This window comes from Bradyrhizobium sp. USDA 4011, assembly GCF_054063415.1.
This window is the reverse complement of the sequence record NZ_JBSSGG010000001.1, coordinates 1,100,160-1,124,017: the sequence shown is the minus strand read 5'-3', so window position 1 is coordinate 1,124,017 and position 23,858 is coordinate 1,100,160. Positions and strand designations below refer to the sequence as shown.

The following is a 23,858-nucleotide window of genomic DNA, read 5'->3' as shown; positions in this document are numbered from 1 at the left end:
ATGTTGCATGGAGATATATCGAGCAGCAAGGACACGGTCGGCGTTGCCGTGGTCAATTACAAGATGCCGCGTCTGCACACCAAGGCCGAGGTGCTGGATAACGCGCGCAACATCGCCAAGATGGTCGAGGGCATGAAGCTCGGTCTGCCGGGCATGGATCTCGTGATCTTTCCGGAATACTCGACCCACGGCATCATGTACGACTCCAAGGAGATGTACGAGACGGCTTCGTCAGTGCCCGGCGAGGAAACCCGCATATTCGCCGACGCCTGCCGCAAGGCGAAGGTCTGGGGCGTGTTCTCGCTGACCGGCGAACGCCATGAGGAGCATCCCAACAAGGCGCCGTACAACACGCTGATCCTGATGAACGACAAGGGCGAGATCGTCCAGAAGTATCGCAAGATCATGCCGTGGGTGCCGATCGAAGGCTGGTATCCCGGCGATTGCACCTACGTCTCGGAAGGGCCGAAGGGCCTGAAGATCAGCCTGATCATTTGCGACGACGGCAACTATCCGGAGATCTGGCGGGACTGCGCGATGCGCGGCGCCGAGCTGATCGTGCGCTGCCAGGGCTACATGTATCCGGCCAAGGAGCAGCAGATCCAGATTTCGAAATCGATGGCCTGGGCCAACAACTGCTACGTCGCGGTCGCCAACGCCTCCGGATTCGACGGCGTGTATTCCTACTTCGGCCATTCCGCGATCATCGGCTTCGACGGCCGGACGCTCGGCGAGTGCGGCACCGAGGAGAACGGCATCCAGTACGCCCAGCTCTCGGTGTCGCTGATCCGCGACGCCCGCCGCAACATGCAGTCGCAGAACCATCTCTTCAAGCTGATGCACCGCGGCTATACCGGCCTGATCAACTCCGGAGAGGGCGACCGCGGCCACGCGGTCTGTCCGTACACCTTCTACAAGAACTGGATCACGGACCCCGAAGGTACGCGGGAAATGGTTGAAGCCATGACGCGTCCGACCGTCGGGACCGACGAGTGTCCGATCGAGGGCATTCCGAACCAGAAGGTCGCACATCGCTAGGCGATAGCGACGACCGGCGCCGGCGCGAGCTTTCGCGCCGGCCGTGCCATCGATCGGGCCGAGCGGCTGCGAGCCGGCATATCAGGAACATGCCAAGGGAATATCAATGAGCGTCGACTATCAGATCCATGATCTCGGCAATCTGGCCTTGCAGCGCGGCGCGACCATCCGCGACTGCAAGCTCGCCTACAAGACGTTTGGCCAGCTCAACGCGGCCAAGGACAACGTGATCGTCTACCCGACCTGGTACTCCGGCCAGCACACCGACAATGAATGGCTGATCGGGCCGGGCATGGCGCTCGATCCGGCGAAGTACTTCATCATCATTCCCAATATGCTGGGCAACGGCCTGTCGTCGTCGCCGAGCAACACGCCGGAGCCGTATAACGGGCCGCGTTTTCCGCAGGTGACGGCCTATGACAATGTCCGCGCCCAGCACCGGCTGGTGACCGAGAAATTCGGCATCAAGCACATCCGTCTGGTCGTCGGCTGGTCGATGGGTGCGTTGCAGACGTTCCATTGGGGTGCGCTCTATCCCGATATGATGGATCTGCTGGCGCCATTCTGCGGCTCGGCCAAATGCTCGCGCCACAATTATGTGTTCTTGGAAGGTGTGAAGGCCGCACTCACGGCGGATGCGGCGTGGAAGGAGGGCTGGTACACCGACAAGCCGGCCCGCGGTCTGCGCGCCGCCGCGCGGGTCTATGCCGGTTGGGGCTTCTCGCAGGCGTTCTATCGCGAGCAGCTCGACATCGAGACGATGGGCTATTCGTCGCTGGAGGATTTCCTGGTGGCATTCTGGGAGGGTTTCTTCCTGCCGAAGGAACCCAACAACCTGCTCGCCATGCTGTGGACCTGGCAGAATGGCGACATCAGCGCCAACGAGATCTACAACGGCGACTTCAAGGCTGCGCTGAAGGCGATCAAGGCCAAGGCCTACGTCATGCCGGGGCAGACCGATCTCTACTTCCCGCCTGAGGACAGCGAGAACGAGGTCGCGAACATGCCGAACGCCAGGTTCGTGCCGGTGCCGTCGATCTGGGGCCACTTCGCGGGCGGGCCGGGGACCAATCCGGTCGATGTCGCCTTCATCGACACCAAGCTCAAGGAATTGCTCGCATCGTGAGTTCAATCGGCTGCGAACGGCTGCCTGCGCGATCATGGGAGGCGTGAGCTTGTCCAATCCCGCTTTGCTGCTCGACCAGTACCGCATCCGCCAGGAGCCGTATTACCGGCCGCTCAAGGATGAGGTCGAACTGTTCGGCGCAGCCTATGCGAACCGCATGCCGGTGATGCTGAAAGGCCCCACCGGTTGCGGCAAGACCCGCTTCATCGAATACATGGCCTGGCGGCTCGGCCGTCCGCTGATCACGGTCGCCTGTCACGAGGACATGACGGCGGCGGATCTGGTGGGACGCTGGCTGCTCGATGCGGAGGGTACCGTGTGGAGCGACGGACCGCTGACGACGGCCGTGCGTCTTGGCGCGATCTGCTATCTCGACGAGATCGTCGAGGCGCGTCAGGACACGACGGTCGTGATCCATCCCCTGACCGACGATCGGCGTGTGCTGCCGCTGGAAAAGCGTGGCGAGCTGATCCACGCCCATTCCGATTTCCAGCTCGTGATCTCCTACAATCCGGGCTACCAGAGCGCGATCAAGGACCTCAAAGAGTCCACCAAGCAGCGTTTCGCGGCGCTGGATTTCGGTTACCCCGACCGGTCGGCGGAAACCGAGGTGGTGTCGCGCGAGGCCGGCATCGAGCCCAATCTCGCCGATCTCCTGGTGAAGATCGCCCAGCACAGCCGCAATCTGAAGGGCCAGGGGCTCAACGAAGGCGCCTCGACCCGGATGCTGGTCAATGCCGGCCGCTTGATCGGATGCGGCATCAGCCTCGAAAAGGCCTGCGAGACCACGATCGTCGTTCCATTGACCGATGACGCGGACACCAGGAATACGTTGCGTGACGTGATTTCGGCCTCTGCGTAAACGGAAACTCGGCAGTGGCGGTCGCGCAAATCAGTTCGCTCGAAGGCTTCCGGGCCGGGCGCCGGCTCGCGGCGCTCCTGCGCGGCCACGATGACATTGCCGTGGCGGTGCAGGCGGCGCGAACCACCTTGCACCGGATGGGATCGTTCGATCGTATGGCGGCCTGGGACGAGGCGGTGCACGACCTGTTCGAGGCCAACCTCGGCCAGGCCGTGGTTCTGGGCTTTCTAAAGCTATCGGAGCAATGGCCGGCGCTGCGGTCGACCGATGACCTGATCGCGATCGGGCGCGCCGCAGGGGATATCGGCCGCAGTGCCGGAAGCCGCACGGCCCATGGGTTGCTGACCGAATTGTCCAAGGTGCTGCCGCGGCTTGCGGGTGCTGGAGAACTCACCGCGGTTCTTGCGGCGCTAGGCCAACTCGCAGATGCAGGCCCGGAATCGGTCGGCCTTGCGATCGGCCGGCTGGAGCCGCTGCTCGCGCATGCCGGATCTGACGACTTTTCCGCCTGGGTTTCCGCCGGCTTGCGCGCAAGCGGCGGCCGCGCATCGCGCCGGCGCGCCTATTTCGCGCTCGACGATCCGCTCTCGCTGCGGCTGTTCGCGGTCGGCCGGACCGGCGATGATTTTGCACGCCTGGAAGAGCGCCTCGCCGCAACCACGATCGCGCTGTGGAACAGGAAGCCGCGTTTCCGCAAGCTGGCCGTGGCACCGACGCCGGTGCCGCGGCGTGCCTCGCTTGCTGCCGGCCTGATCGGGCTCCCGGAGACCTTTCCCGGCTTCGCGGGCGAGACGGCAGACACCATCTATCTCGCCGCGGTCGCGCATGCCGGAGCGCATTTCGTGCACTCCACCGTCCGCTTTCCCGTGGGGCGACTGAAGGCACTTCAGATCGCGCTGGTTTCGCTGATCGAGGATGCCAGGGTCGAGACGCTGGCGCTTCGCGAGATGCCCGGGCTGCGCCGGCTCTGGTTGCCGTTTCACAGTGCGACGCCAACCGGCCACGCAACTGCCGCCGGACTGATGATGCGGCTCGCGCGGGCGCTGATCGATCCGGACTATCAGGATCCGGATGCGTGGGTGACCAAGGGGCGGACGCTGTTTGCCGAAGCCGCCGACCGCTGGATTGATCCTGCCATCAGCCGCGAGATCGGCGGGCTGCTCGGCAACGACATCGGGCAGATGCGGCTGCAGTTCAACGCCAGGAGCTACGTCGTCGAGCCGGCCTATCGCGATGACAATCTGGCGCTGTGGGATTTTGGCGATCAGCCGGACAGCCCGGCCGAGACGATCGAACTTGCGGTCGATTCCGTACGAATGGAGCGTCGCGACGACGTCGACGCACGATCCACCGACGACAACGCAAAGCCCGACGAGACGCAGCGCGCGAAGGCCGCAGCGGTCACCCTGGCAGACGGATTTCCGGTCGCGACCTACCCGGAATGGGACTATGCCACGCGCACCGAGCGCGCGGACTGGACCACGATCCTGGAGGCTGACGCAGCGGTCTCCGCGCAGCCGTTCGCCCCTTCGACGGATGCGGAGGCGTTGCGCTGGATCACCGAGTTGACCCGCGACGCCTCGATCGGCCGCCGCATCAGACACAAGGGCCAGCGCGACGGCGACGCGCTCGACATCGACGCAGCGATCGCACTGACGATCGAGCGCCGTGCCGGCAGCATCAGCGAGCCCAGGATCTATCAGCGTGACGCGCCGGGACCGCGTGATCTTGCCGTCCTGCTGCTGCTCGACCTGTCGCAATCGACCGCCGACCGTGATCGTCGCGGCCGGACGGTTCTCGACGTCGAGCGCAAGGCCGCCGCGATCATGGCGACGGCGGTCGAGGCCGCCAATGACGCGATCGCGGTGCACGGCTTCAGCTCCGACGGCCGCGAGCGCGTGCGCTATCTCCGCATCAAGGGCTTCGAGGAGCCGATGGACGCCGTCGTGCGTTCGCGTCTCGCGGGCCTTGGCAGCAGCCATTCCACTCGGCTCGGTGCCGCGTTGCGCCACGCCGGGGGCTACCTCGCGGGACGACGCGCATTCCGCAAGGTGTTGCTGGTTCTGACCGACGGCGAACCATCCGACGTCGATGTGCCAGATCCGCAATATCTGGTGGAGGACGCGCGCCGTGCCGCTCAGCAGCTGCGGCGGCGCGGCACCGATATTTTTGCCTTCGGCATCGGTGAGGACAGATTTCCCCAGCTCGATCGCATTTTCGGCGAGCGCCATGCGCTCCGGGTGCCCCGTATCGAGGTTTTGCCGCAACGGGTGATGCAGCTTTATGCGGAGCTGAAGAAGTAGTCGGTGGAGCTAGAGTCTAGCCGGTCGCCCGAGGTAGGGAGCCGTTTGCGGTGATCTCCGCAGAAATTTCCTCGATGGTCTTGCGCTGCTCCATGGCGGCGCGCCGGATCAGCGCAAAGGCGGCCGGCTCAGCCAGTGCATGCGTGTGCATGACCTGAAGGACGGCGGCGAGCACGACGCGGCGGGATCGAAGGCGCTGTTCGAGCTTCAGCACCTGCTGCTTGAGCTCGTTGGTGCGCTCGCTTCGTTCGAAGGCGAGGACGAGGGCGGCATAGATGCCGGCCGAGCGCAGCGGCTTGACCAGGAACGAGGCCGGATCGAGGTCGAGCACCAGCTTGAGGCGGCTCGGCGTCTCGGTGCCGAGCAGGGCGATGACCGGGCTTCGCCCCAGCGACGCGCGCTGCGCCGGTGAGGTGAGCGGCAGGAACTCGTCGTCGATCAACGTCACGTCCGGCCGGCAGTCGATATTGGCGCCGCCGTCCCATGTGACGATGTCGATCCCGAGACGCTCGAACTGGCGCCTGACGATCGTGGCGTCGCGCTCATCCTTGATGGCAATGAGCGCCTTGCGTCCGCGCAGCGAAAATGACGACGCTTTGCTCATTTCACAACCCGCAAATGAGGCGCATTCGGCAACGTTCCATCCCTTGCGGGGCTGGCGGCGATGTCGAGCTGCGTCAGATAGGGATCCGGCTTAACCGGAGCTTCAGCTTCCCAGAAGATGTCAAACTGTCCTTCGGCATTGGACACGGCGAGCCGCGGCGTCAGGACGCAGTGGTTGTTGCTGCCGTCGATCCAGACCGGGCCTTGCGGCGAATTGTAGCGATGGCCGGCCGCGGCGCGTCGTACCTCGCCGATATCGGACGTGCCGGCGCGCTGCAGCGCACGGGCCAGCAGATAGACCGCGACATAGGCGGATTGCCCGTCCACCGACGGGCTGCTGTGCTCGCCGTGACGCGCCTTCCAGCGCGCGACGAAGGCCTGGTTCTCGGGCAGCCGGATGCTTTCGAAATAGGCCGACGACGTGATGCAGCCGGCCGATGCGGGACCTGCGATCTTGAGCTCGGGCTCGCACAGGCTGCAGCTCAGCATCGGGATATCGAGACCCGCCGCGGTGGTCGCGGCATGAAACGCGCGGATGAAATCATAGCTTGAACTGCCGACCAGCGTGTTGAAGACAGCCGGCGGCCGGCGCCGCACGATTTCGTCGACGATATGCGTGACCGCGCTTTCACCGAGCTCGAGCAGGCGTTCCGCGAGAATCCGTCCTCGCGCCGCCGTCACCAGCTCGCGAGTGACGCGGTTGGTTTCCCAGGTCCAGACATAGTTGGAGCCGACGCAGAAAATCTCGCGCGACAGATTGTCGAGCACGTAGCGCACCAGCGGCAGCACGTTGTGATTGGGCGAGGCACCGACATAGATGACGTTGTCGGAGCATTCGAATCCCTCGTAGCGCGCCGGATACCACAGCAGGCGGTCGGTGCGCTCGACGATCGGGAGCACCTGCTTGCGCGAAGCCGAGGTGTAGCAGCCGATGATGTGCTCGACGCCGACATTGCGGATGAGGTCGTCGCAGACCGTATGGTATTCCGCAACGATGCCGCGGGGATCGCGGACATGCGCCGATATCGCGAAGTCGAACTCGTCCTGCTCGTTGATCTCGTCGACCGCCATCATGGCGCTCTTCAGGATCTCGCGCCCCATGGCCTGATAGGGCCCGTGCTGCGAGCAGATAATGCCAACGGGAATGGACGGCTTTGTCATCGACGGCTTTCAGTGCAACGCATGCAGGGAACCATCTTCGCAGAGGCCGGCGCAAGTGGTCATGCCGATTTGCTGCGCAGCACCTCGCGAAATTTGTGCAGCCAGCCTCGTTGACAACGCGCTGCACACCTCCTTAGAATTTTCTCCTACAGGGCTTCCTGTCGAACCTTGCGTGCGTCGATTTGGCCGATGACGTCCCGATCGCCGCGCAGAGTGCTCCGTTCGATCCCGGACCCACGCGATAGTTCATAGCCGCGGCACTTGGGCCATTCGTCACCTTCGTTTGGAGGGGCGGGTGGCTTTTTGCTTTTGCCGCCAAACAAATTGGCGACACATCCGTGTCGCCAAGCCGGAAGCGCATGCGCGGTGATGGGCAGTGCCTGCGCTTGCGTCGTGCCAAATGCAGGCCAAGTGCGGGGATGAGAAACGATGCCGACGACGGATCTTCACTATCTCGGGCTCATTGAGGTCGGGCAGCAAATCCAGGCCAAAAAGCTCTCGCCGGTCGAGGTGACGAGGGCGATGCTCGGGCGGATCGAGCAGCTCGACGGCAAGCTGAAGAGCTACGCTTATGTGATGGCCGACGCAGCGCTCACCGAAGCCGCGGCAGCCGAAGAGGAGATCGCGTCCGGCAAGATCAAGGGGCCGCTGCACGGCGTGCCGATCGCCGTCAAGGATTTGTGCTGGGTCAAGGGTGCGCCGGCCGCGCACGGCATGACCATTCATCGCGACTTCCGCCCGAGCGAGGATGCCACCGTGGTCGCGCGGCTGAAGGATGCCGGCGCTGTTATCCTCGGCAAGCTGCAGCAGACCGAGGGTGCTTATGCCGATCATCACCCGAAGATCGATCCGCCGAAGAACCCGTGGAACGCCGATCTGTGGTCCGGCGCATCGTCGAGCGGGTCCGGCGTCGCCACCGCCGCGGGGCTTTGCTTCGGTTCGCTGGGAACCGATACCGGCGGGTCGATCCGCTTTCCCTCGGCCGCCAATGGCATCACCGGGTTGAAGCCGACCTGGGGACGCGTCAGCCGTTACGGCGCTTTCGAACTCGCCGCAACGCTGGATCACATCGGTCCGATGGCGCGCAGCGCGGCCGATTGCGGCGCGATCTTGGCCGTGATCGCGGGCCAGGATCCCAAGGACACCACGTCCGTGCCGCTATCCGTGCCGGACTATCTCGCTGGTTTGTTCGGAGACTTGCGCGGCGTGACGATCGGGGTCGATCGGCGCTGGACCAGCGAGGGCACCGATGAGGCTGCCGGCAAGGTGCTCAGCGAAGGTCTGCGGGTTGCCGCCGATCTGGGCGCGAAGATCAAGGAGATCATCTTCCCCGATCCGAAGGCGGTCATCGAGGACTGGTTCCCGCTGTGCGGCATCGAAGTGGCGGTCGCGCATGAGGAGACTTATCCGGCACGCAAGGACGAATATGGTCCGGCGCTCGCCGGCCTGCTCGATCTCGGCCGCGCGCAATCCGGCATGGATTATCAGAAGATCGTGCTGCGGCGCGAGGCGTTTCGCGGCGCCGTGCGGCTGCTGTTCGAGACGGTCGATCTCATCGCGGTCCCCGCCCAGGCGTTCGCTGCGCCGACATTGGCCAAGATGGCGGCACTCGGCGAGGACCCGTCGCTGATTACCGGGCTGCTGCGCTTCACCTGTCCGTTCGACATGACCGGCAGCCCGACCGTGACGCTTCCCGGCGGCTTCGCGCCGAACGGCGGTCCGGTCGCCTTCCAGTTTGTCGGCCGTCATTTCGACGAGGCAAGTCTCGTCCGCGCAGGCGATGCCTTCCAGCGCGTCACCGACTGGCACAAGCGCCATCCCGCGATCTGAGTTGAGGAGCCGTTCGCATGACCGAAGACTGGTTGAAGAGTTCCATCATGGCCAAGCGGGCCGTCGCCAAGGGCGCGACGGGCACGACCCATAGTTTGACGATCGAACAGCAAGGCAGCTTCCATTACGTCTATGGACCTTATGCCAAGCCGACGCTGTCGATCGATCCGGGCGGGGTCGTCATCGTCGAGACTGAGGATGCCTTCGGCGGCGTGCTCACCAGCGAAAGCGACAGCCCGACGGCGAAGCTGAACTTCCCCTATCTCAACCCGCAATGCGGGCCGATCGCGGTGAAGGGCGCCAGGAAGGGCGATTGCCTCGCCGTCTATATCCGCGACGTCGAGACCCGCGGCGCGCAGCCGGCAGGCACCACCTGCATCATCCCGGAGTTCGGCGGCCTGGTCGGGACCGCATCCACGGCGCTGCTCAATCCGCCGCTGCCGGAGCGCGTCAAGAAGCTGCATGTCGATCGCAACGGCGTGCGCTGGAACGACAGGATCACGCTGCCCTATGAGCCGTTCATCGGAACGATCGGCGTGTCGCCCGAAATCGAGGCGATCTCCTCGCTGCAGCCCGACTATCACGGCGGCAACATGGATTTGCCCGACGTCGCACCTGGCTCGATCATCTATTTTCCGGTGCATACCGAAGGCGGCCTGCTCTATGTCGGCGACTGCCACGCCACGCAAGGCGATGGCGAACTCTCGGGCGTCGCGCTCGAGCAGCGCGCCACCGTCACACTGCAGATCGATCTGATCAAGAACTGGAGCTTCGCCTGGCCGCGGCTCGAGACGCGCGACTTCATCATGACGATCGGCAGTGCGCGGCCGCTCGAAGACGCCGCGCGGATCGCCTATCGCGAGCTCGTGCGGTGGATGAGCGCGGACTACGGCTTCGATGAGATCGACGCCTACATGCTGCTCAGCCAGGCCGGCCGCATGCGGCTCGGCAACATGGTCGACCCCAAATACACGATGGGGGCGTCGATCCTGAAGAATTACCTCAAGGCGTGACTTCCACATCATTCAACGACAAGGAACATCGCGATGAATTCGGGGCGTATAGTCGGAATGGCTTTGCTTGGCGCCGTGCTCGGGACGGCAGTCATTGGTGCTGCTCAGGCGGCCGACCCGCCATTGAAGGTCGGCTTGCTGGAGGACGTTTCCGGCGATCTGGCCTTCATGGGCATGCCGAAGCTGCACGGTTCGCAGCTCGCGGTCGAGGAGATCAACAAGAGCGGCGGCATTCTCGGCCGCCAGATCGAGCTGATTCACCTCGATCCCCAAGGTGACAATGCCCGCTATCAGGAGTTCGGCCGAAGGCTGCTCAACCGCGACAAGGTCGACGTGCTGATCGGCGGCATCACCTCGGCGTCGCGCGAGGCGTTGCGTCCGATCGTCGATCGCACCACCACGCCGTACTTCTATACGAACCAGTATGAGGGCGGCGTGTGCGATGCCTCCATGGTCAGCATGGGCGCGGTGCCGGAGCAGCAATTCTCGACCCTGATCCCCTGGATGGTCCAGAAGTTCGGCAAGAAGGTCTACGTCATCGCGGCAGACTATAATTTCGGCCAGATCTCGGCGGAGTGGAACCGCAAGATCATGAAGGACCTCGGCGGCGAGGTCGTGGGCGAGGAGTTCATCCCGCTCGGCGTCTCGCAATTCGCGCAGACCATCCAGAACATCCAGAAGGCGAAGCCGGACTGGCTGCTGACGATCAATGTCGGCGCCGCGCAGGACTCCTTCTTCGAGCAGGCCGCGGCTGCCAACCTCAACTTGCCGATGGGGTCTTCGATCAAGATCATGCTCGGCTTCGAGCACAAGCGGTTCAAGCCGCCCGCGCTCAACAATATGCATGCGACCGCGAACTGGTTCGAGGAGATCGATACGCCCGAAGCCAACGACTTCAAGAAGCGCTGGCACGCCAAGTTCCCTGACGAGCTCTACATCAACGACATGGGCTACAATGCCTACAACGCGCTCTACATGTACAAGACGCTGGTCGAGAAGGCGAAGTCGACCAAGCTCGAGGACATGCGCAAGGTGATCGCGACCGGTGATGCCTGCATCGACGCACCCGAGGGCAAGGTCTGCATCGATCCGAAGAGCCAGCATACGTCGCACCGCATGCGCCTGATCTCGGTCGGACCCAAGCATGAGGTGACCGTTGAGAAGGACTACGGGACGATCCAGCCATACTGGCTCGGCGAGATCGGCTGCGACCTCACCAAGAAGAATGACAAGGATCAGTACACGCCGAGTCATCTTCCCAGCAAATCGTGATGCAAGCGGGCACGAATCTTGCTCGTGCTTTGCATCGCGACTTTGAAGCGAGCCGGCGCCGCAATGATGCGGCGCCGTGATCACGGAGAGCGGAATGTCGGCTGAACTCTTCTCGGTATTCTATCAGTTCGCCGACGTCTTCGCGTTCCTGATCCTGTCGGCCGCGGGCCTTGCCATCGTGTTCGGCATGATGGGCGTCATCAACATGGCGCATGGCGAGTTCATCATGTGCGGAGCCTATGTGACGGTCGGGCTCGTGAATCTCGGCGTGCCGCTCCCGATCGCGCAGATCCTGGCCGCGCTGACCGCGGGGATCGTCGGCATGATCGGCGAGTATCTCGTCGTGCGGCGCTTCTACAAGCGTCCGCTCGACTCGCTGCTCGCCACCTGGGGCCTCAGCCTGATCGTGACGCAGTCGATGCTGCTGATCGTAGGCTCGGCGGTGCGGGGCATCGGCACGCCGGAAGGAAGCTTTGCGATCGGCGGCTACACGTTCTCGACCTATCGCCTCGTGCTGTTCGGCTGTGCGGTGGCGGTGCTGGCCGGGCTCTACATCGTCTTCATGAAGACGCGCTTTGGCGTGATCGCGCGCGCAACGATGCAGAATGCGGCCATGGCGAAGGCGCTCGGCGCGCGCACGGGGCGCATCTATTCCATCAGCTTCGGGATCGGCACGGCGCTCGCAGGGCTCTGCGGCGCGCTCTACGCGCCGACCATGACGCTGATCCCGACCATGGGCGCGACCTTCGTGGTCGAGAGCTTTGTCACCGTGGTGATCGGCGGCGCCAATGTCCTGCTCGGAACCGCGCCGGCCGCAGTGTTCCTGGCGATGATCCGGATGGCGCTCAATGCGAGCTACGGCCAGATCATCGGGCAGATCGGCATGCTGTTTGCTGTGATCCTGATCATACGGGTGCTGCCTGAAGGGCTATCCAGCGTGCTGGTTCGTCGTGGGCGCTAGACGGGAATTTCTGATGTTGAAGCTGCTCGACGGTCCGCAGACGCTCGGACGCGGAAAGATCTTCTGGTCCTGCTTTGTTGCCGTGCTGGCGGGCGCGTTGATCTATCCGTTGTTCGCCGACTCTTATGATGTCGGCAACTTTGCCTACTTCTTGATCTGGATCTTCATGGCGCTCGGGCTCTGCCTGATGTGGGGCTACGGCGGCATGCTGTCGTTCGGCCAGACCTTCTTCTTCGGCATCGCCGGCTACGGCTATGGCGTGCTCGCCATCAACATGGGCGGGGGAACGGCCACCATCGCCGCACTCGTGCTCTCGGTTGTCATCGCGATGATGGCGGCGGGGGTCCTCGGCTATTTTATGATCTGGGGTGGGATTAGCGGGATCTTCTTCGGCATCGTGACGCTGTCGGCAACGCTTGTGCTGGCCTTCTTCCTCGGGCAGACGGCCGGGCCGGAATGGCATATCGGTCCGGCCCGGCTGAACGGCTTCAACGGCATGAAGGGAATGGACCCGCTCACCGTCGGCAGCTTCGATATCGAGGGATCGGCGCTCTATTACCTCATGATCGCGCTGATCGTGATCGTCTACATCGCGCTGCGCATGCTGGTGAACTCGAGCATCGGCAACGTGATCGTGGCGACGCGCGAAAATCCGCAGCGTGCCGAGATGCTCGGCTACGACGTCCGCAAGTATCAGCTCCTGACCTTCGTGATCGGCAGCGGCCTCGCGGGCCTCAGCGGCGCGCTGTACACGTCCTGGGGCCAGTTCATCACGCCGTCCAGCATCGGCCTGCCGGCGGCGGCGATGCCGATCGTGTGGGTGGCGTTCTCCGGACGCAACGATCTCACCGCAACCCTGGTCGGGTCGTTCCTGCTGCTGTTCGGCTTCCAGACCATCACCGTCTATAGCCAGCAGGCGGCGCTGGTGCTGATGGGCGTGCTTCTGCTCGCCACCGTGATGCTGGCGCCCCAGGGCTTTGTGCTCGGTATCGGCAAGCTCGTCGTCGATTGGTGGACCAGGCGCCGGCGGCGCGACGAGGCTCCCGCGCTGGCGGACGCCAGCCGTCTGCAATCGGATGAGACCTGATCCATGGCGCTGGTCGATGTAAAGGCTGTCTCCAAGCGCTTCGGCGGATTGACCGCCGTCTCCGACGTCGACCTGACGGTCAATGCCGGCGAAGTCCACTGCCTGATCGGGCCCAACGGGGCCGGGAAGAGCACGCTGTTCAAGCTGATCGTCGGCCTCTATCCGCCGACCACCGGCAGCATCTTCTTCGACTCCGTCGATATCACCGCGGAGCGTCCCTACGCGCGGGTGCAGCGCGGCATGAGCATCAAGATGCAGGCGCCGAGCGTCTTCAAGGAATTGCCGGTGCGGCAGAACATCCAGATCGCGCTGCAGGAGCGGCTTTTGGGCGCGGAATGCCGGGTTGAGGAGGAACGGCTGCTGGCGCTGCTCAATCTGGCTGATGACCGCGACAAGCTCGCCGGTGCGCTGTCGCATGGCCAGCAGCAATGGCTGGAGATCGGGATGGCGCTGGCATTGCAGCCGCAGCTCTTGCTGCTGGACGAGCCGACCGCCGGGATGTCGCCGGAAGAGACCTACAAGACGGGCGAACTGATCAAGTCGTTCAATGCCGAGGGCATGACGGTTCTTGTCGTCGAGCACGACATGGCGTTCGTGCGTCAGGTCGCCCAGCGCGTCACCGTTCTTCATCTTGGCAAGATCTTCGCGCGCGGCAGCTTGGAGGCGATCCTGGAAGACGAGAAGGTCGCGGAAATCTATTTGGGTAAGACCCATGCCCACTGATCGCATCCTGGACGTGTCGGGGCTTTGGGCGGGCTACGGCGCGACGCCGATCCTGCAGGGCGTCAGCATGCAGGTTGCGCGTGGCGAGATCGTCGGCGTGATCGGCCGCAATGGCGTCGGCAAGTCGACCCTGATGCGGTGCCTGATCGGGCTGCTGCAGTCCTGGCGCGGTACCATCACCTTCATGGATCAGGATGTCACGCAGCTCGAGGCCGATGCGCGCGCGCGTGCCGGCTTCGGCTACATCCCGCAGGGCCGCGATGTCTTTCCGCAGATGAGCGTCGAGGAGAACCTGCAGGTCGGCGAGCTGATCGGCGGCCCCGACGGAAAGAAGCTGCCGGAGCTCGTCTATGAATATTTCCCGCGGCTGAAGGAGCGCCGGCGGCAGATCGCCGGCACCATGTCGGGCGGCGAGCAGCAGCAGCTTGCGATCGGCCGCGCGCTGATCGGTAATCCCTCGTTGATGATCCTCGACGAGCCGTCCGAAGGCATCCAGCCCTCGATCGTGCAACACATCTGCGAGGCGTTGCAATCGTTCCGCACCGAGCTCGGGACCACGATCATCTTCGTCGAGCAGAACCTCGACACCATCCTGGCGATCGCCCAGCGCTGCTACATCATGGAAAAGGGCAAGATCACGCGATCGCTGGCTGGCGAGGAGGTCAAAGCGGACAATGTTCGCGCGCAGCTGCTGCTTTGATCGGCCGCGCCATGTGATGAGGAAATGCGCGTTTCATAATCGATTACAACGGAGGGAATGGAGATGGATCTGGGACTCAAGGGCGCAAAGGTTCTCGTGACCGGCAGCACCAAGGGAATCGGCAGGGCGATCGCCGACACATTCGCGGCCGAAGGTGCCAATATCGGCATCTGCGCGCGCAATCAGGCGGATGTCGACACCGCGGTCGCCGCGATCAAGGCCAAGGGCGTTGCCGCGTTCGGCGGTGCCGTCGACGTCTCGAACGGACCGGCGCTGAAGGCCTGGGTCGCCGACATGGCCGGAAAGCTCGGCGGCATCGATGTCGTGGTCGCCAATGTCAGCGCGCTGTCGATCGGGCAGGACGAGGAGAGCTGGGAGAAGGAATTCTCCACCGACATGATGGGGACGGTGCGCCTCGTCAACGCGGCGATGCCCTATCTCGAGAAAAGCGCGGCGGCCGCGATCGTCACCATCTCCAGCGTGTCGGGGCGCGAGGTCGATTTTGCCAGCGGTCCTTACGGGACGTTCAAGGCCGCGATCATCCACTATACGCAGGGGCTGGCCTACCAGCTCGCGGCCAAGGGCATCCGGGCCAATTCGGTGTCGCCGGGCAACACCTATTTCGAGGGCGGTGTCTGGAACATGATCAAGGACGGCAATCCCGAACTCTACAAGACCGCGCTGGCGCTCAACCCGACCGGCCGGATGGGCACGCCGCAGGAGATGGCGAATGCCGCCGTGTTCCTGGCGAGCAAGGCGGCAAGCTTCATCACGGGAACCAACCTCGTGGTGGACGGCGCGTTGACGCGCGGCGTCCAGTTCTAGCTGGGGCGACAACGACATGTCAGCGGATCCATTGCACTACAAGTCCATCACCGAGATCTCCGGGCTCATTCGCCGTGGCGAGGCGCAGGCCTCGGAGATCACGGAGGCGCTGCTCGGCCGGATCGCGAAGCTCGATGGGCAGTTTCACGGCTACGCGCTCGTCCTGGCGGAGCGGGCCATGGCGCAGGCGAAGCAGCGCGACGCGGAGATTGCCAAGGGCATCTGGCGCGGCCCGCTGCATGGCGTTCCGATCGGGCTGAAGGACCTCTGCTACACGACGTTTGCACCGACCGCCGGCGGCACGACAATCCATACGAAGTTCGTGCCGTCCTTCAATGCCACTATCGTGGATCGGCTCGAAGTCGCCGGTGCGGTGACGCTCGGCAAGCTCAAGATGACGGAGGGCGCTTATACCAGCCATCATCCGGCGGACCAGGCCCCGCTCAATCCGTGGAACGTGAACTACTGGGTCGGCTCATCGTCGACCGGGTCGGGCGTCGCGACGTCGGCGGGGCTCTGCTACGGCTCGATCGGCAGCGACACCGGCGGCTCGATCAGGTTTCCGTCGGCGACCTGCGGCTTGACCGGCATCAAGCCGACCTGGGGCCGTGTCAGCCGCCACGGCATCTTCCCGCTGGCGGACTCGCTCGATCACGTCGGACCGATGTGCCGCAGCGCTGCCGACGCCGGAGCAATGCTCGGCGTCATCGCCGGCGCGGATGCCAACGATCCGACCGCCTTGCGCGCCCCGGTGCCGAACTATCTGGCCGGCACAGGCGAGAGCATCCGGGGCTTGAGGATCGGCGTCGATCGCAGGTATTCCCAGGAGGGAATCGATCGGCAGGTCGTCGCCGCTTTGGCACAAGCCGAACGCACGCTGGCCGATCTCGGCGCCGACATCCGCGAGGTGCATTTTCCGCCCTATCAGAAGCTCGCCAGCCAGTGGATTGCGATGTGCTCGGTGGAGACGGCGGAGGCGCATCTGGACACCTATCCGTCGCGGAAGTCGGAATATGGTCCGGACCTCGCCCAGCTGATCGAGCAGGGCAGGGCGATGAGCGGTGTCGACATCGCGGCGATCCATCACGAGCGCCTGAAGTTCGGCGGCAGCCTCGCTGCGATGTTCGAGGATATCGATCTCTTGCTGATCCCGACGATGCCGGTGCCGATCCCGACGCTCACCAAGATGAGCGAATACGGCGCCGACCCCAGCGTCCTCCTGAACATTCTGCGCTTCACGGCGGTGTTCGACTTCTCGGGCAGCCCGACCATCACGCTGCCGATGGGCATGGCGTCGGACCAGATGCCGCTCAGCATGCAACTGGTCGGCCCGCATCTGTCCGAGGACGTGCTGGTCCGCGCCGGCACCGCATTCCAGTCGGTGACGGACTGGCATACGCGGCGGCCGCCGATCGAATAGCGCGTCGTCGTTGACTCCCCGCGTCGCGCCCCGTCAGGCCTTGCCGGCAAGCCGGGCCGCGATCGCGCGATAGCCGCGCATCCACATGTGATCGAGATCGAGGTCCATCGGCAGCGGCTGCGAGGAGACGCGGGCGATCACGGTCTCGTTGGCTGGATCGATGTAGATCCACTGGCCATGGATGCCGACCGCGGCGAACGGGGTTTCGTTGCGATCGATCGTGTACCACTTGTTGCGGTAGTTGCCGTTCGGAAACACCTTGGTCAGGTCGCCGCGCGACCAGGCCTCGGCATTGCCGTTTTGCCTGATGTCGTCGACCCACCAGCCCGGGACCACCTGCCGTCCGTTGCTGATGCCGTGGTTGCGCATCATCTCGCCGAAGCGGGCGAGATCGCGCAGTGTCGCGCAGATGCCGCCGGCGACGCGGGCCGCGCCGCGCGAGTCGACGGCGATGTAGGCGTCGTGCTCGGCGCCCATCGGCTGCCACAGATACTGCGCGAGGATCTTCGCGTAGGACATGCCGCAGGCGCGCTCATAGACCCAGCCGAGCACGTCGGTGTTGGTCGAGACGTAGTGGAAGGTTTGCCCATGCGGTGTACCGTTCGGCCGCAGGGTGCGCAGATAGTCGCGTAGGTTGGTCGGCGGCACGGTCGGGTCCGGCGGCTCCCAGCCGGTGGAGCGCCGGTAGTTCATGACGTCGCCGTCGCGCGCCATGTAGTCCTCGTCGAAGCGGATGCCGACGCTCATGTCGAGCAGGTGGCGCACCGTACAGCTGCCGCCATAGACCGATCCCTCCATCTCCGGGATGTAGCGCGTCACCGGCGTGTCGGGATCGAGCTTGCCGTGATCGGCCAGGATGCCGCCGAGCGTTCCGGCGACCGACTTGCTGACCGAAAAAATCAGATGCGGGGTGTCCGGAGCCAGGCCGTGGGCATACCATTCGAATGCGACCTGTCCGCGGTGCGACACGACGATGCCGTCGGTGTGGCTTGCGCGCAGGGCCTGGCCGACGCCGACCGTCTCGCCGCGCGGGTTAGCGAAGCTGACGTCGTCGAGATAGCGCGGCGCAAAGGACAGCGGGGCCGGCGTCGAGGCGCGGGCGATGTTGGCGGTGGGCAGCAGCTCGCGGACATTGCGGAATGCCCACTCGCTGAAGGGATGCTGGCGCCAGTTGGCGAGCGTGACTTGTTCGTCGGCCGCCGACGGGAAGGCGGCCATGATGCGACGCGAATTCATTGTTGATCCAATAGTGATACCGAGGACGAAAGTTCCGTATAGCTCGCGCCGCTCGCAATCAACCGGATGGTGGAGGTCATGGCCGGGTTACTCCGGCGTAACCGTTTCCGGGATGTGCGCTTGGCCCGCAATTTGCTTGACTATGCCCGGCGTCTGTCTCAGCGTGCCGGCGATGCGACGCGCAGACGTTCGCCATCGGGAAACATCGATCGGGAGGTAGGTCATGATCGCGCTTCTGGGCCGACCGGATCCGGCAACCACACAGGCCATCCAGTTCGCGCGCGGGATTCTCGAAGGCTCGGCGACCGCGTTCTACGAGGTCGACGGCAACCTGACCCTCAACCGCTTCGTGCTCAGCAGCAACGTTCCGCCGAGCTTCCACGACCAGTATCTCGCTGGCATGAACCGGCTCGATCCGTTGCATCCGCGCTCCGCGAGCAACCGGCCGATCGCCCGGCTGAGCATCGCGCTCGACCAATGCGCGTCGCAGGAGGCGGCGACCTATCGTGCGTTTGCCGGCCAATGCGGCGTCGCCGACATGATCGAGTTCTTCTTCCGCCGCAACGACCGGATCGTGGCCGGAATGAGCGTGCTCTGGGCACCGGGCTGCACGATTCCCGACGGCAGCATGCACATTGCCGAGAAGATCCACGATTACCTCGAGTTCAACCTGACCAGCCGCCTGTCCCCGAATCCCGACGAGCCGGCGCGCTACGGACTGACCTCGCGCGAGATGGAAGTGGTCGAGCTGTTGTGCTGCGGCCGCACCAACCGCGAGATCGGCGAGTGCCTGAGCATCGGTCTCGCAACGGTGAAGACGCATCTGATCCATATCTTCGAGAAACTCGGCGTCGAGACCCGCTCCGCCGTCGTCGCGCTGATGTCCCGGCCGCATTGAGGTGCGGCTCTTTCCTCCCGTCGTCCCGGCCTTCGCCGGGACGACGTTTGTTGCGCGGCCTGTGGGTCAAGCATCCGCGCTCTCGCAACAAGTTTTGTCCGAGCTTCGTTATTCGCTTCACTCTCGCGTCCACCCGATCCACCGTTAGGTGGATTGCTGCCTGTCGGGCTGCCGATCGAGAGTCCGCCGAGGACCGGTGTCGTTTTCGACAATGTTGGCGAGCGGCTGCCGCTCGCAGCATTGAAGGAAGCGACATGCGTGATTTCATGGCCATCGGCCGCTCGGTGGCGGTTGCGGAGCGTGGCATGGCCGCAACCTCGCACCCGCAGGCGACGCTTGCCGCGGTCGAGATGTTGAAGGCCGGCGGCAATGCCGTCGATGCCGCGGTGGCGGCGGTGGCGGTTCAGGGCGTCGTCGAGCCGCAGATGACCGGGATCGGCGGCGACTGCTTTGCGCTGTATTCACCCAAGGCCGGGGAGCCGATCGCGCTGAACGGCTCGGGCCGTACGCCCGCCGGCACCGATACTGAAAAATATGCCGGCGGCGGCGCGCGCGACATTCCGCCGACCGCGCCTGAGGCCGTGACGGTGCCGGGCGCCGTCGACGCGTGGTGCAGGCTGGTCGCCGATCACGGCAGCAGGTCGCTGGAGGAAATCTTCCGACCGGCGATCGCGGCGGCCGAGCAGGGCTTTTGCGTGACGCCGCGCGTCGCGGAAGACTGGCGCCGCTTCCGGGCGCGGATCGAGATCGACGCCAATGCCGCCGCGCAGTTCCTTCCCGGGGGCAAGGCGCCTGAGGTCGGCGACATCCGAACGCAACCTGCGCTTGGCCGGACCTTGCGGCGGATCGCGCAGCATGGGCGCGAGGCGTTCTACGCGGGCGAGGCCGCCGACGAGATGGCCGGCATCTTGCGCGGATTGGGCGGTGCCCACAGCACTGGGGATTTCGCCGGGCAGACCTCGGACTACGTGCGCCCGATCTCGGCAAGCTACCGTGACCACGACGTGCTCGAGTGTCCGCCGAACGGGCAGGGCCTCGCGGCGCTGATGATCCTGCGCACGCTCGCCGGCTTCGATGTCGGCGCGATGGCGCAGGCCGATCGCATCCATCTGCTCGCCGAAGCGACCAAGGCCGCCTACCGCGCGCGCGACGCCTTCTTCTGCGATCCCGCCGCCGGCAAGGTCGATCCGGCCGCATTCCTTGCCGACGATTATATCGGGAGGATCCGCCGCAAGATCGACATGCGCCGCGCCTCCGCGCCCGCGGCCTGGGACGATATCGAGCACCGCGACACCGTCTATGTCACGGTGGTCGACCGCGACCTCAACGCGGTCTCGCTGATCAACTCGCTGTTCTATCCGTTCGGCAGCGGCATCTACGCGCCGAGATCGGGCATCCTGCTGCATAACCGCGGCTGGAGCTTTCGCGCGAGGCCCGGACACCTCAATTCGCTCGGGCCGCGCAAGCGCCCGATGCACACCATCATCCCGGGCTTGCTGCGCAAGGACGGCAAGACCGTGATGTCGTTCGGCGTGATGGGCGGGCACTACCAGGCCGCCGGCCATGCCAATCTGCTGTCGAACATCTTCGACATGAAGATGGATATCCAGGCGGCAGCCGAGGCACCGCGCTCCTTTGCCTTCGACGGCGCGCTGTCGCTGGAGACGACGATATCACCGACGATCCGCGACGAGCTGCGCGCCCGCGGCCACGATGCCCGCTTCTCCGAGGAGCCGATCGGCGGCTGCCAGGCAATCCGCATCGACCATGCCCGCGGCGTTCTGCTCGGCGCCTCCGACCACCGCAAGGACGGGCTGGCGTTGGGCTTTTGAGGGGGCCGCCTGCCCGCACTGCGGGGGCAGGCGGAGCATCCACCGGACGGTGGATTGTTCCAAATGCCGACATGTCGAACGTTTGGCCGATCATGCCGGCGCCGTGCACGGTTTCGCCGCTGTGCACTGCACGGCTAAGGCTGATCGTTCCGACTTTCCCAATCGAGAAGTTGATCCGTATGAATAGGACATTCGCCGACACGGTCTTCCGCAACGGCCGGATCTACACCTCGAACCGGGCGCAGCCTTGGGCGGCGTGCGCAGCCGTGAAGGCCGGCCGCTTCATCGCCGTGGGCGAGGAACGCGACGTCGCGTCGCTCATCGGCGAGGGGACCAAGACCGTCGATCTCGGTGGACGAATGGCGATGCCGGGCATCGTCGACATCCACAATCACATCATGATGGGCGGGCAGGCCGACCTCTACGAGCTGCGCTTCTCCAACGCCGACAGCGTGCCGAGGATCGCCGAGACCTTGCACAAGGCCGCCTCGGTGGCTGCGCCCGGCGCCTGGATCGTCGGCGGGCAGTTCGGCAACAATCTCCTGAACGAGATGAACACCGCGGAGTCCTGCGCGCTGCTGGATGCGGCGTGCCTCGGACATCCCGTCGTGTTGCGCGACGACACCTATCACAATCGCTGGGCGAGCTCGGCGGCGCTGCGGCTGGCCGGCGTGCAGGCCGAGACGCCCGATCCAACCGACGGCGAGATCGGCCGCGACCTCAAGACCGGGACGCTGACCGGCATCATGATCGAGGCCGCCTCCGGCCTGGTCGAGCGGGCGCTCGCGGCCTCCGGTCACTACACGGCGGAGATGGACCGCGCGGCGGTGGCGCGTTCGATTTCGGTGCTGAACGCCTATGGCGTCACCGCCTTCATCGACGCCGCCAGCATGCAGCCGATCATGGCGGCGCTGAAGGGACTCGACGATCGCGGCGAGCTGACCGCCTGGGCGGTCTGCGCGATGCCGGTGGTTGAGCCGGGCTTCATGTTCGGCAAGGCCGGCGAGGAGCTGTTTGCGCTGCGCGAGCAGTATCGCGGCGCGCATGTGAAGCCGGACTATGTGAAGGTGTTCCTCGACGGCGTGCCCGGCGCCAAGACCGCAGCGTTCCACGAGCCTTATGTGGCCGATCCGGTGCGCGGCTGCTGCTTCCGCGGATCGACCATGCTGACGGTACCGGACCTGATCCGCTGGCTCGGGCGTTGCGAGAAGCTCGGCCTTGCGGCGAAGATTCATTGCGCGGGAGACGCCGCGGTGACGCAGGCGCTCGACGCGATCGATGTGGTGCGCAGCTTCAACGGCCCGACCCACCTGATTCACCAGATCGCGCATGCGAGCTACATCGCACCCGACGACATCAAGCGCTTCGCCGAGCTCGGCGTCGCGGCCGATCTGTCGCCGATCATCTGGTATCCGACCATCTTCCTCGAGGCGCACAAGGCCGCGATGGGCGAGGAGCGGGCGCAGCGCTTCTGGCCGAACAAGGACCTGAAGGAAGCCGGCGCACTGATGGCCGGCGGCTCGGACTGGCCGGTGATCCCGATTCCCGATCCCTGGCAGGGCATCGAGGGCATGGTGACCCGGCAAAATCCCACCGGGGATTTTCCCGGCAAGTCGTTGTGGGCCGAGCAGACGCTCGATCTCGCCACCGTGATCGACATCTACACCATCGATGCCGCGCGGGCGGCCGGCCTCGGCCAATCGATCGGCTCGATCGAGGTGGGCAAGTCGGCCGACATCATCGTGCTCGACCAGATGATCTTCGACATCCCGCCGGACCAGCTTGCCGACACGCGGGTCGAGATGACCTTCTTCGAAGGCCGCAAGGTCTACGAGCGGGGCGCGTGATGGGCAGGGTGAATCAGATCTCGGTCACGGTGCTGACCGGCTTCCTCGGCAGCGGCAAGACCACGGTGCTGAACCATCTGCTGCGCCAGCCGGAGCTTGGTGGCGTCGTCGCCATCATCAACGAGTTCGGCGAGGTGGCGCTGGATCACCTCCTGGTCGAGAGCAGCGAGGATCGTCTCGCGCTGCTCGACAATGGCTGTATCTGCTGCTCGGTGCGCGAGGATCTGATCGAGACGCTGGCCGATCTCGCCGCCCGCCGCGCCACTGGGGCGATCCCGCCGTTCCACCGTGTGCTGGTCGAGACCACCGGGCTCGCCGATCCGGTGCCGGTGCTGCACACGCTGATGACGGCGCCCGATGTCGTTGGCCGCTACCGGATCGACGGCGTGGTTGCGACCGTCGATGCCGTCAACGGCGCGCGCACCCTCGAGGCGCACGTTGAAGCCGTCAGGCAGATCGCGGTCGCCGACCGGCTGCTGGTGACCAAGACCGACCTGGCTAGCGAAGATGCACTCGCGCAGCTCGCCGCGCGGCTCGCCGCGATCAACCCGGTCGCGACGCGCTCGCATGTGCGGAACGGGATGGTCGATCCGGCAAAGGTTCTCGATGCCGGGCTGTTCGATCCGTCGGCCCGCTCGGCCGATGTGGTGCGCTGGTTCGATCTGGCGTCGCAGGCGGCGAATGCGCCGCATCATCACGCCGATCACGATTGCGATGGCGCAGATTGCGGTCATCACAGCCACCACGCGCACGATGCCGGCGTATCCTCCTACAGCCTGATCATCGACGAGCCGATCCAGCCTGACGCGTTCGCGCGCTGGCTCGACTATGTCGCGGCGCTCAAGGGCGAGGACTTGCTGCGCTTCAAGGCGATCGTGCATGTCGCCGAACAGCCCGATGCGCCGGTCGTGGTGCATGGCGTGCAGCATGTGTTCCATCCGCCGATCACGCTTGCCAGCTGGCCGTCGGCGGACCGGCGCTCGCGGCTGGTCTTCATCGTGCGCGGCATCCCGCGCCGGATCATCGAGAACACCTTGTGCAAATTTGCCGCGGTGAGCCGTGGAGCGATCCAACGATCTGCGGCTTAGGCGGCAGTTACATCAGGCAATTGTTGAGGGGAG

20 protein-coding genes are annotated in these 23,858 nt (G+C 64.9%); 17 read left to right on the top strand and 3 right to left on the bottom strand.

What is annotated here, in order from left to right:
• From ACVW1C_RS05390 to ACVW1C_RS05375, 4 genes are all read left to right on the top strand, one after another.
• Positions 1–1,038: an aliphatic amidase gene (locus tag ACVW1C_RS05390; RefSeq protein WP_229164625.1), complete on the top strand. Its 1,038-nt coding sequence runs from the start codon at positions 1–3 to the stop codon at positions 1,036–1,038.
• A 106-nt stretch (positions 1,039–1,144) separates the two neighbouring features.
• A complete protein-coding gene (locus ACVW1C_RS05385) occupies positions 1,145–2,164 on the top strand; it encodes an alpha/beta fold hydrolase (RefSeq protein WP_456757513.1) in 1,020 nt (339 codons plus the stop codon).
• A gap of 49 nt (positions 2,165–2,213) precedes the next feature.
• Positions 2,214–3,026, top strand: a complete 813-nt coding sequence (locus ACVW1C_RS05380; RefSeq protein ID WP_456757512.1) for an AAA family ATPase — start codon at positions 2,214–2,216, stop codon at positions 3,024–3,026.
• A 14-nt stretch (positions 3,027–3,040) separates the two neighbouring features.
• A complete protein-coding gene (locus tag ACVW1C_RS05375) occupies positions 3,041–5,329 on the top strand; it encodes a VWA domain-containing protein (protein WP_456757511.1) in 2,289 nt (762 codons plus the stop codon).
• Between the two features lie 16 nt (positions 5,330–5,345).
• Here the strand turns inward: ACVW1C_RS05375 and ACVW1C_RS05370 are convergent, their stop codons facing one another.
• Positions 5,346–5,933 (bottom strand): ANTAR domain-containing response regulator, encoded by a 588-nt coding sequence (locus ACVW1C_RS05370; RefSeq protein WP_456757510.1) that lies wholly within the window; start codon positions 5,931–5,933, stop codon positions 5,346–5,348.
• Positions 5,930–7,093, bottom strand: coding sequence for a transporter substrate-binding domain-containing protein (locus ACVW1C_RS05365; RefSeq protein WP_456757509.1), 1,164 nt, complete (start codon positions 7,091–7,093; stop codon positions 5,930–5,932). The genes ACVW1C_RS05370 and ACVW1C_RS05365 overlap by 4 nt, the downstream gene beginning before the upstream one ends.
• 429 nt (positions 7,094–7,522) lie before the next feature.
• On the opposite strand from ACVW1C_RS05365, the gene ACVW1C_RS05360 reads away from it, so the two are divergent.
• The 9 genes from ACVW1C_RS05360 (at position 7,523) to ACVW1C_RS05320 (ending at position 16,924) form a co-directional block, all read left to right on the top strand.
• A complete protein-coding gene (locus ACVW1C_RS05360; RefSeq protein ID WP_456757508.1) occupies positions 7,523–8,923 on the top strand; it encodes an amidase in 1,401 nt (466 codons plus the stop codon).
• A 17-nt stretch (positions 8,924–8,940) separates the two neighbouring features.
• The gene (locus tag ACVW1C_RS05355) at positions 8,941–9,936 is read left to right on the top strand and encodes an acetamidase/formamidase family protein (RefSeq protein WP_456757507.1); all 996 of its coding nucleotides are present in this window, start codon (positions 8,941–8,943) and stop codon (positions 9,934–9,936) included.
• A 57-nt stretch (positions 9,937–9,993) separates the two neighbouring features.
• Entirely contained in the window at positions 9,994–11,208 is a 1,215-nt protein-coding gene (locus ACVW1C_RS05350) for an urea ABC transporter substrate-binding protein (protein WP_173642011.1), read from the top strand.
• Between the two features lie 94 nt (positions 11,209–11,302).
• Positions 11,303–12,169, top strand: coding sequence for an ABC transporter permease subunit (locus ACVW1C_RS05345; protein WP_456757506.1), 867 nt, complete (start codon positions 11,303–11,305; stop codon positions 12,167–12,169).
• Positions 12,170–12,182: 13 nt separating this feature from the next.
• Positions 12,183–13,256: a branched-chain amino acid ABC transporter permease gene (locus tag ACVW1C_RS05340; protein WP_456757505.1), complete on the top strand. Its 1,074-nt coding sequence runs from the start codon at positions 12,183–12,185 to the stop codon at positions 13,254–13,256.
• A 3-nt stretch (positions 13,257–13,259) separates the two neighbouring features.
• Complete coding sequence (locus ACVW1C_RS05335) at positions 13,260–13,979, top strand: ATP-binding cassette domain-containing protein (protein ID WP_456757504.1); 720 nt, start codon at positions 13,260–13,262, stop codon at positions 13,977–13,979.
• Positions 13,969–14,679 (top strand): ABC transporter ATP-binding protein, encoded by a 711-nt coding sequence (locus ACVW1C_RS05330; protein ID WP_456757503.1) that lies wholly within the window; start codon positions 13,969–13,971, stop codon positions 14,677–14,679. Before ACVW1C_RS05335 ends, ACVW1C_RS05330 begins: the two co-directional genes overlap by 11 nt.
• A gap of 63 nt (positions 14,680–14,742) precedes the next feature.
• A complete protein-coding gene (locus ACVW1C_RS05325) occupies positions 14,743–15,504 on the top strand; it encodes an SDR family NAD(P)-dependent oxidoreductase (protein ID WP_456757502.1) in 762 nt (253 codons plus the stop codon).
• A 16-nt stretch (positions 15,505–15,520) separates the two neighbouring features.
• The gene (locus ACVW1C_RS05320) at positions 15,521–16,924 is read left to right on the top strand and encodes an amidase (protein WP_456757501.1); all 1,404 of its coding nucleotides are present in this window, start codon (positions 15,521–15,523) and stop codon (positions 16,922–16,924) included.
• A gap of 33 nt (positions 16,925–16,957) precedes the next feature.
• On the opposite strand, the gene ACVW1C_RS05315 is transcribed toward ACVW1C_RS05320, so the two are convergent.
• Positions 16,958–18,160 (bottom strand): serine hydrolase domain-containing protein, encoded by a 1,203-nt coding sequence (locus tag ACVW1C_RS05315; RefSeq protein WP_456757500.1) that lies wholly within the window; start codon positions 18,158–18,160, stop codon positions 16,958–16,960.
• A 223-nt stretch (positions 18,161–18,383) separates the two neighbouring features.
• Between ACVW1C_RS05315 and ACVW1C_RS05310 the strand changes: the two genes are divergently transcribed.
• From ACVW1C_RS05310 to ACVW1C_RS05295, 4 genes are all read left to right on the top strand, one after another.
• Positions 18,384–19,058: a helix-turn-helix transcriptional regulator gene (locus tag ACVW1C_RS05310; RefSeq protein WP_212310831.1), complete on the top strand. Its 675-nt coding sequence runs from the start codon at positions 18,384–18,386 to the stop codon at positions 19,056–19,058.
• Between the two features lie 254 nt (positions 19,059–19,312).
• Complete coding sequence (locus ACVW1C_RS05305) at positions 19,313–20,890, top strand: gamma-glutamyltransferase family protein (protein ID WP_456757499.1); 1,578 nt, start codon at positions 19,313–19,315, stop codon at positions 20,888–20,890.
• 179 nt (positions 20,891–21,069) lie between these two features.
• Positions 21,070–22,737 (top strand): amidohydrolase, encoded by a 1,668-nt coding sequence (locus ACVW1C_RS05300; protein WP_456757498.1) that lies wholly within the window; start codon positions 21,070–21,072, stop codon positions 22,735–22,737.
• Entirely contained in the window at positions 22,737–23,825 is a 1,089-nt protein-coding gene (locus ACVW1C_RS05295) for a CobW family GTP-binding protein (RefSeq protein WP_456757497.1), read from the top strand. The genes ACVW1C_RS05300 and ACVW1C_RS05295 overlap by 1 nt, the downstream gene beginning before the upstream one ends.
• Positions 23,826–23,858: the final 33 nt, after the last annotated feature.

Coding starts and splice junctions, on each gene's coding strand:
- ACVW1C_RS05340 (WP_456757505.1), top strand. CDS start 12,183: ATGTTGAAGCTGCTCGACGGTCCGCAGACGCTCGGACGCGGAAAGATC.
- ACVW1C_RS05385 (WP_456757513.1), top strand. CDS start 1,145: ATGAGCGTCGACTATCAGATCCATGATCTCGGCAATCTGGCCTTGCAG.
- ACVW1C_RS05355 (WP_456757507.1), top strand. CDS start 8,941: ATGACCGAAGACTGGTTGAAGAGTTCCATCATGGCCAAGCGGGCCGTC.
- ACVW1C_RS05320 (WP_456757501.1), top strand. CDS start 15,521: ATGTCAGCGGATCCATTGCACTACAAGTCCATCACCGAGATCTCCGGG.
- ACVW1C_RS05315 (WP_456757500.1), bottom strand. CDS start 18,160: ATGAATTCGCGTCGCATCATGGCCGCCTTCCCGTCGGCGGCCGACGAA.
- ACVW1C_RS05350 (WP_173642011.1), top strand. CDS start 9,994: ATGGCTTTGCTTGGCGCCGTGCTCGGGACGGCAGTCATTGGTGCTGCT.
- ACVW1C_RS05335 (WP_456757504.1), top strand. CDS start 13,260: ATGGCGCTGGTCGATGTAAAGGCTGTCTCCAAGCGCTTCGGCGGATTG.
- ACVW1C_RS05325 (WP_456757502.1), top strand. CDS start 14,743: ATGGATCTGGGACTCAAGGGCGCAAAGGTTCTCGTGACCGGCAGCACC.
- ACVW1C_RS05295 (WP_456757497.1), top strand. CDS start 22,737: ATGGGCAGGGTGAATCAGATCTCGGTCACGGTGCTGACCGGCTTCCTC.
- ACVW1C_RS05310 (WP_212310831.1), top strand. CDS start 18,384: ATGATCGCGCTTCTGGGCCGACCGGATCCGGCAACCACACAGGCCATC.
- ACVW1C_RS05370 (WP_456757510.1), bottom strand. CDS start 5,933: ATGAGCAAAGCGTCGTCATTTTCGCTGCGCGGACGCAAGGCGCTCATT.
- ACVW1C_RS05345 (WP_456757506.1), top strand. CDS start 11,303: ATGTCGGCTGAACTCTTCTCGGTATTCTATCAGTTCGCCGACGTCTTC.
- ACVW1C_RS05390 (WP_229164625.1), top strand. CDS start 1: ATGTTGCATGGAGATATATCGAGCAGCAAGGACACGGTCGGCGTTGCC.
- ACVW1C_RS05300 (WP_456757498.1), top strand. CDS start 21,070: ATGAATAGGACATTCGCCGACACGGTCTTCCGCAACGGCCGGATCTAC.
- ACVW1C_RS05365 (WP_456757509.1), bottom strand. CDS start 7,093: ATGACAAAGCCGTCCATTCCCGTTGGCATTATCTGCTCGCAGCACGGG.
- ACVW1C_RS05305 (WP_456757499.1), top strand. CDS start 19,313: ATGCGTGATTTCATGGCCATCGGCCGCTCGGTGGCGGTTGCGGAGCGT.
- ACVW1C_RS05330 (WP_456757503.1), top strand. CDS start 13,969: ATGCCCACTGATCGCATCCTGGACGTGTCGGGGCTTTGGGCGGGCTAC.
- ACVW1C_RS05360 (WP_456757508.1), top strand. CDS start 7,523: ATGCCGACGACGGATCTTCACTATCTCGGGCTCATTGAGGTCGGGCAG.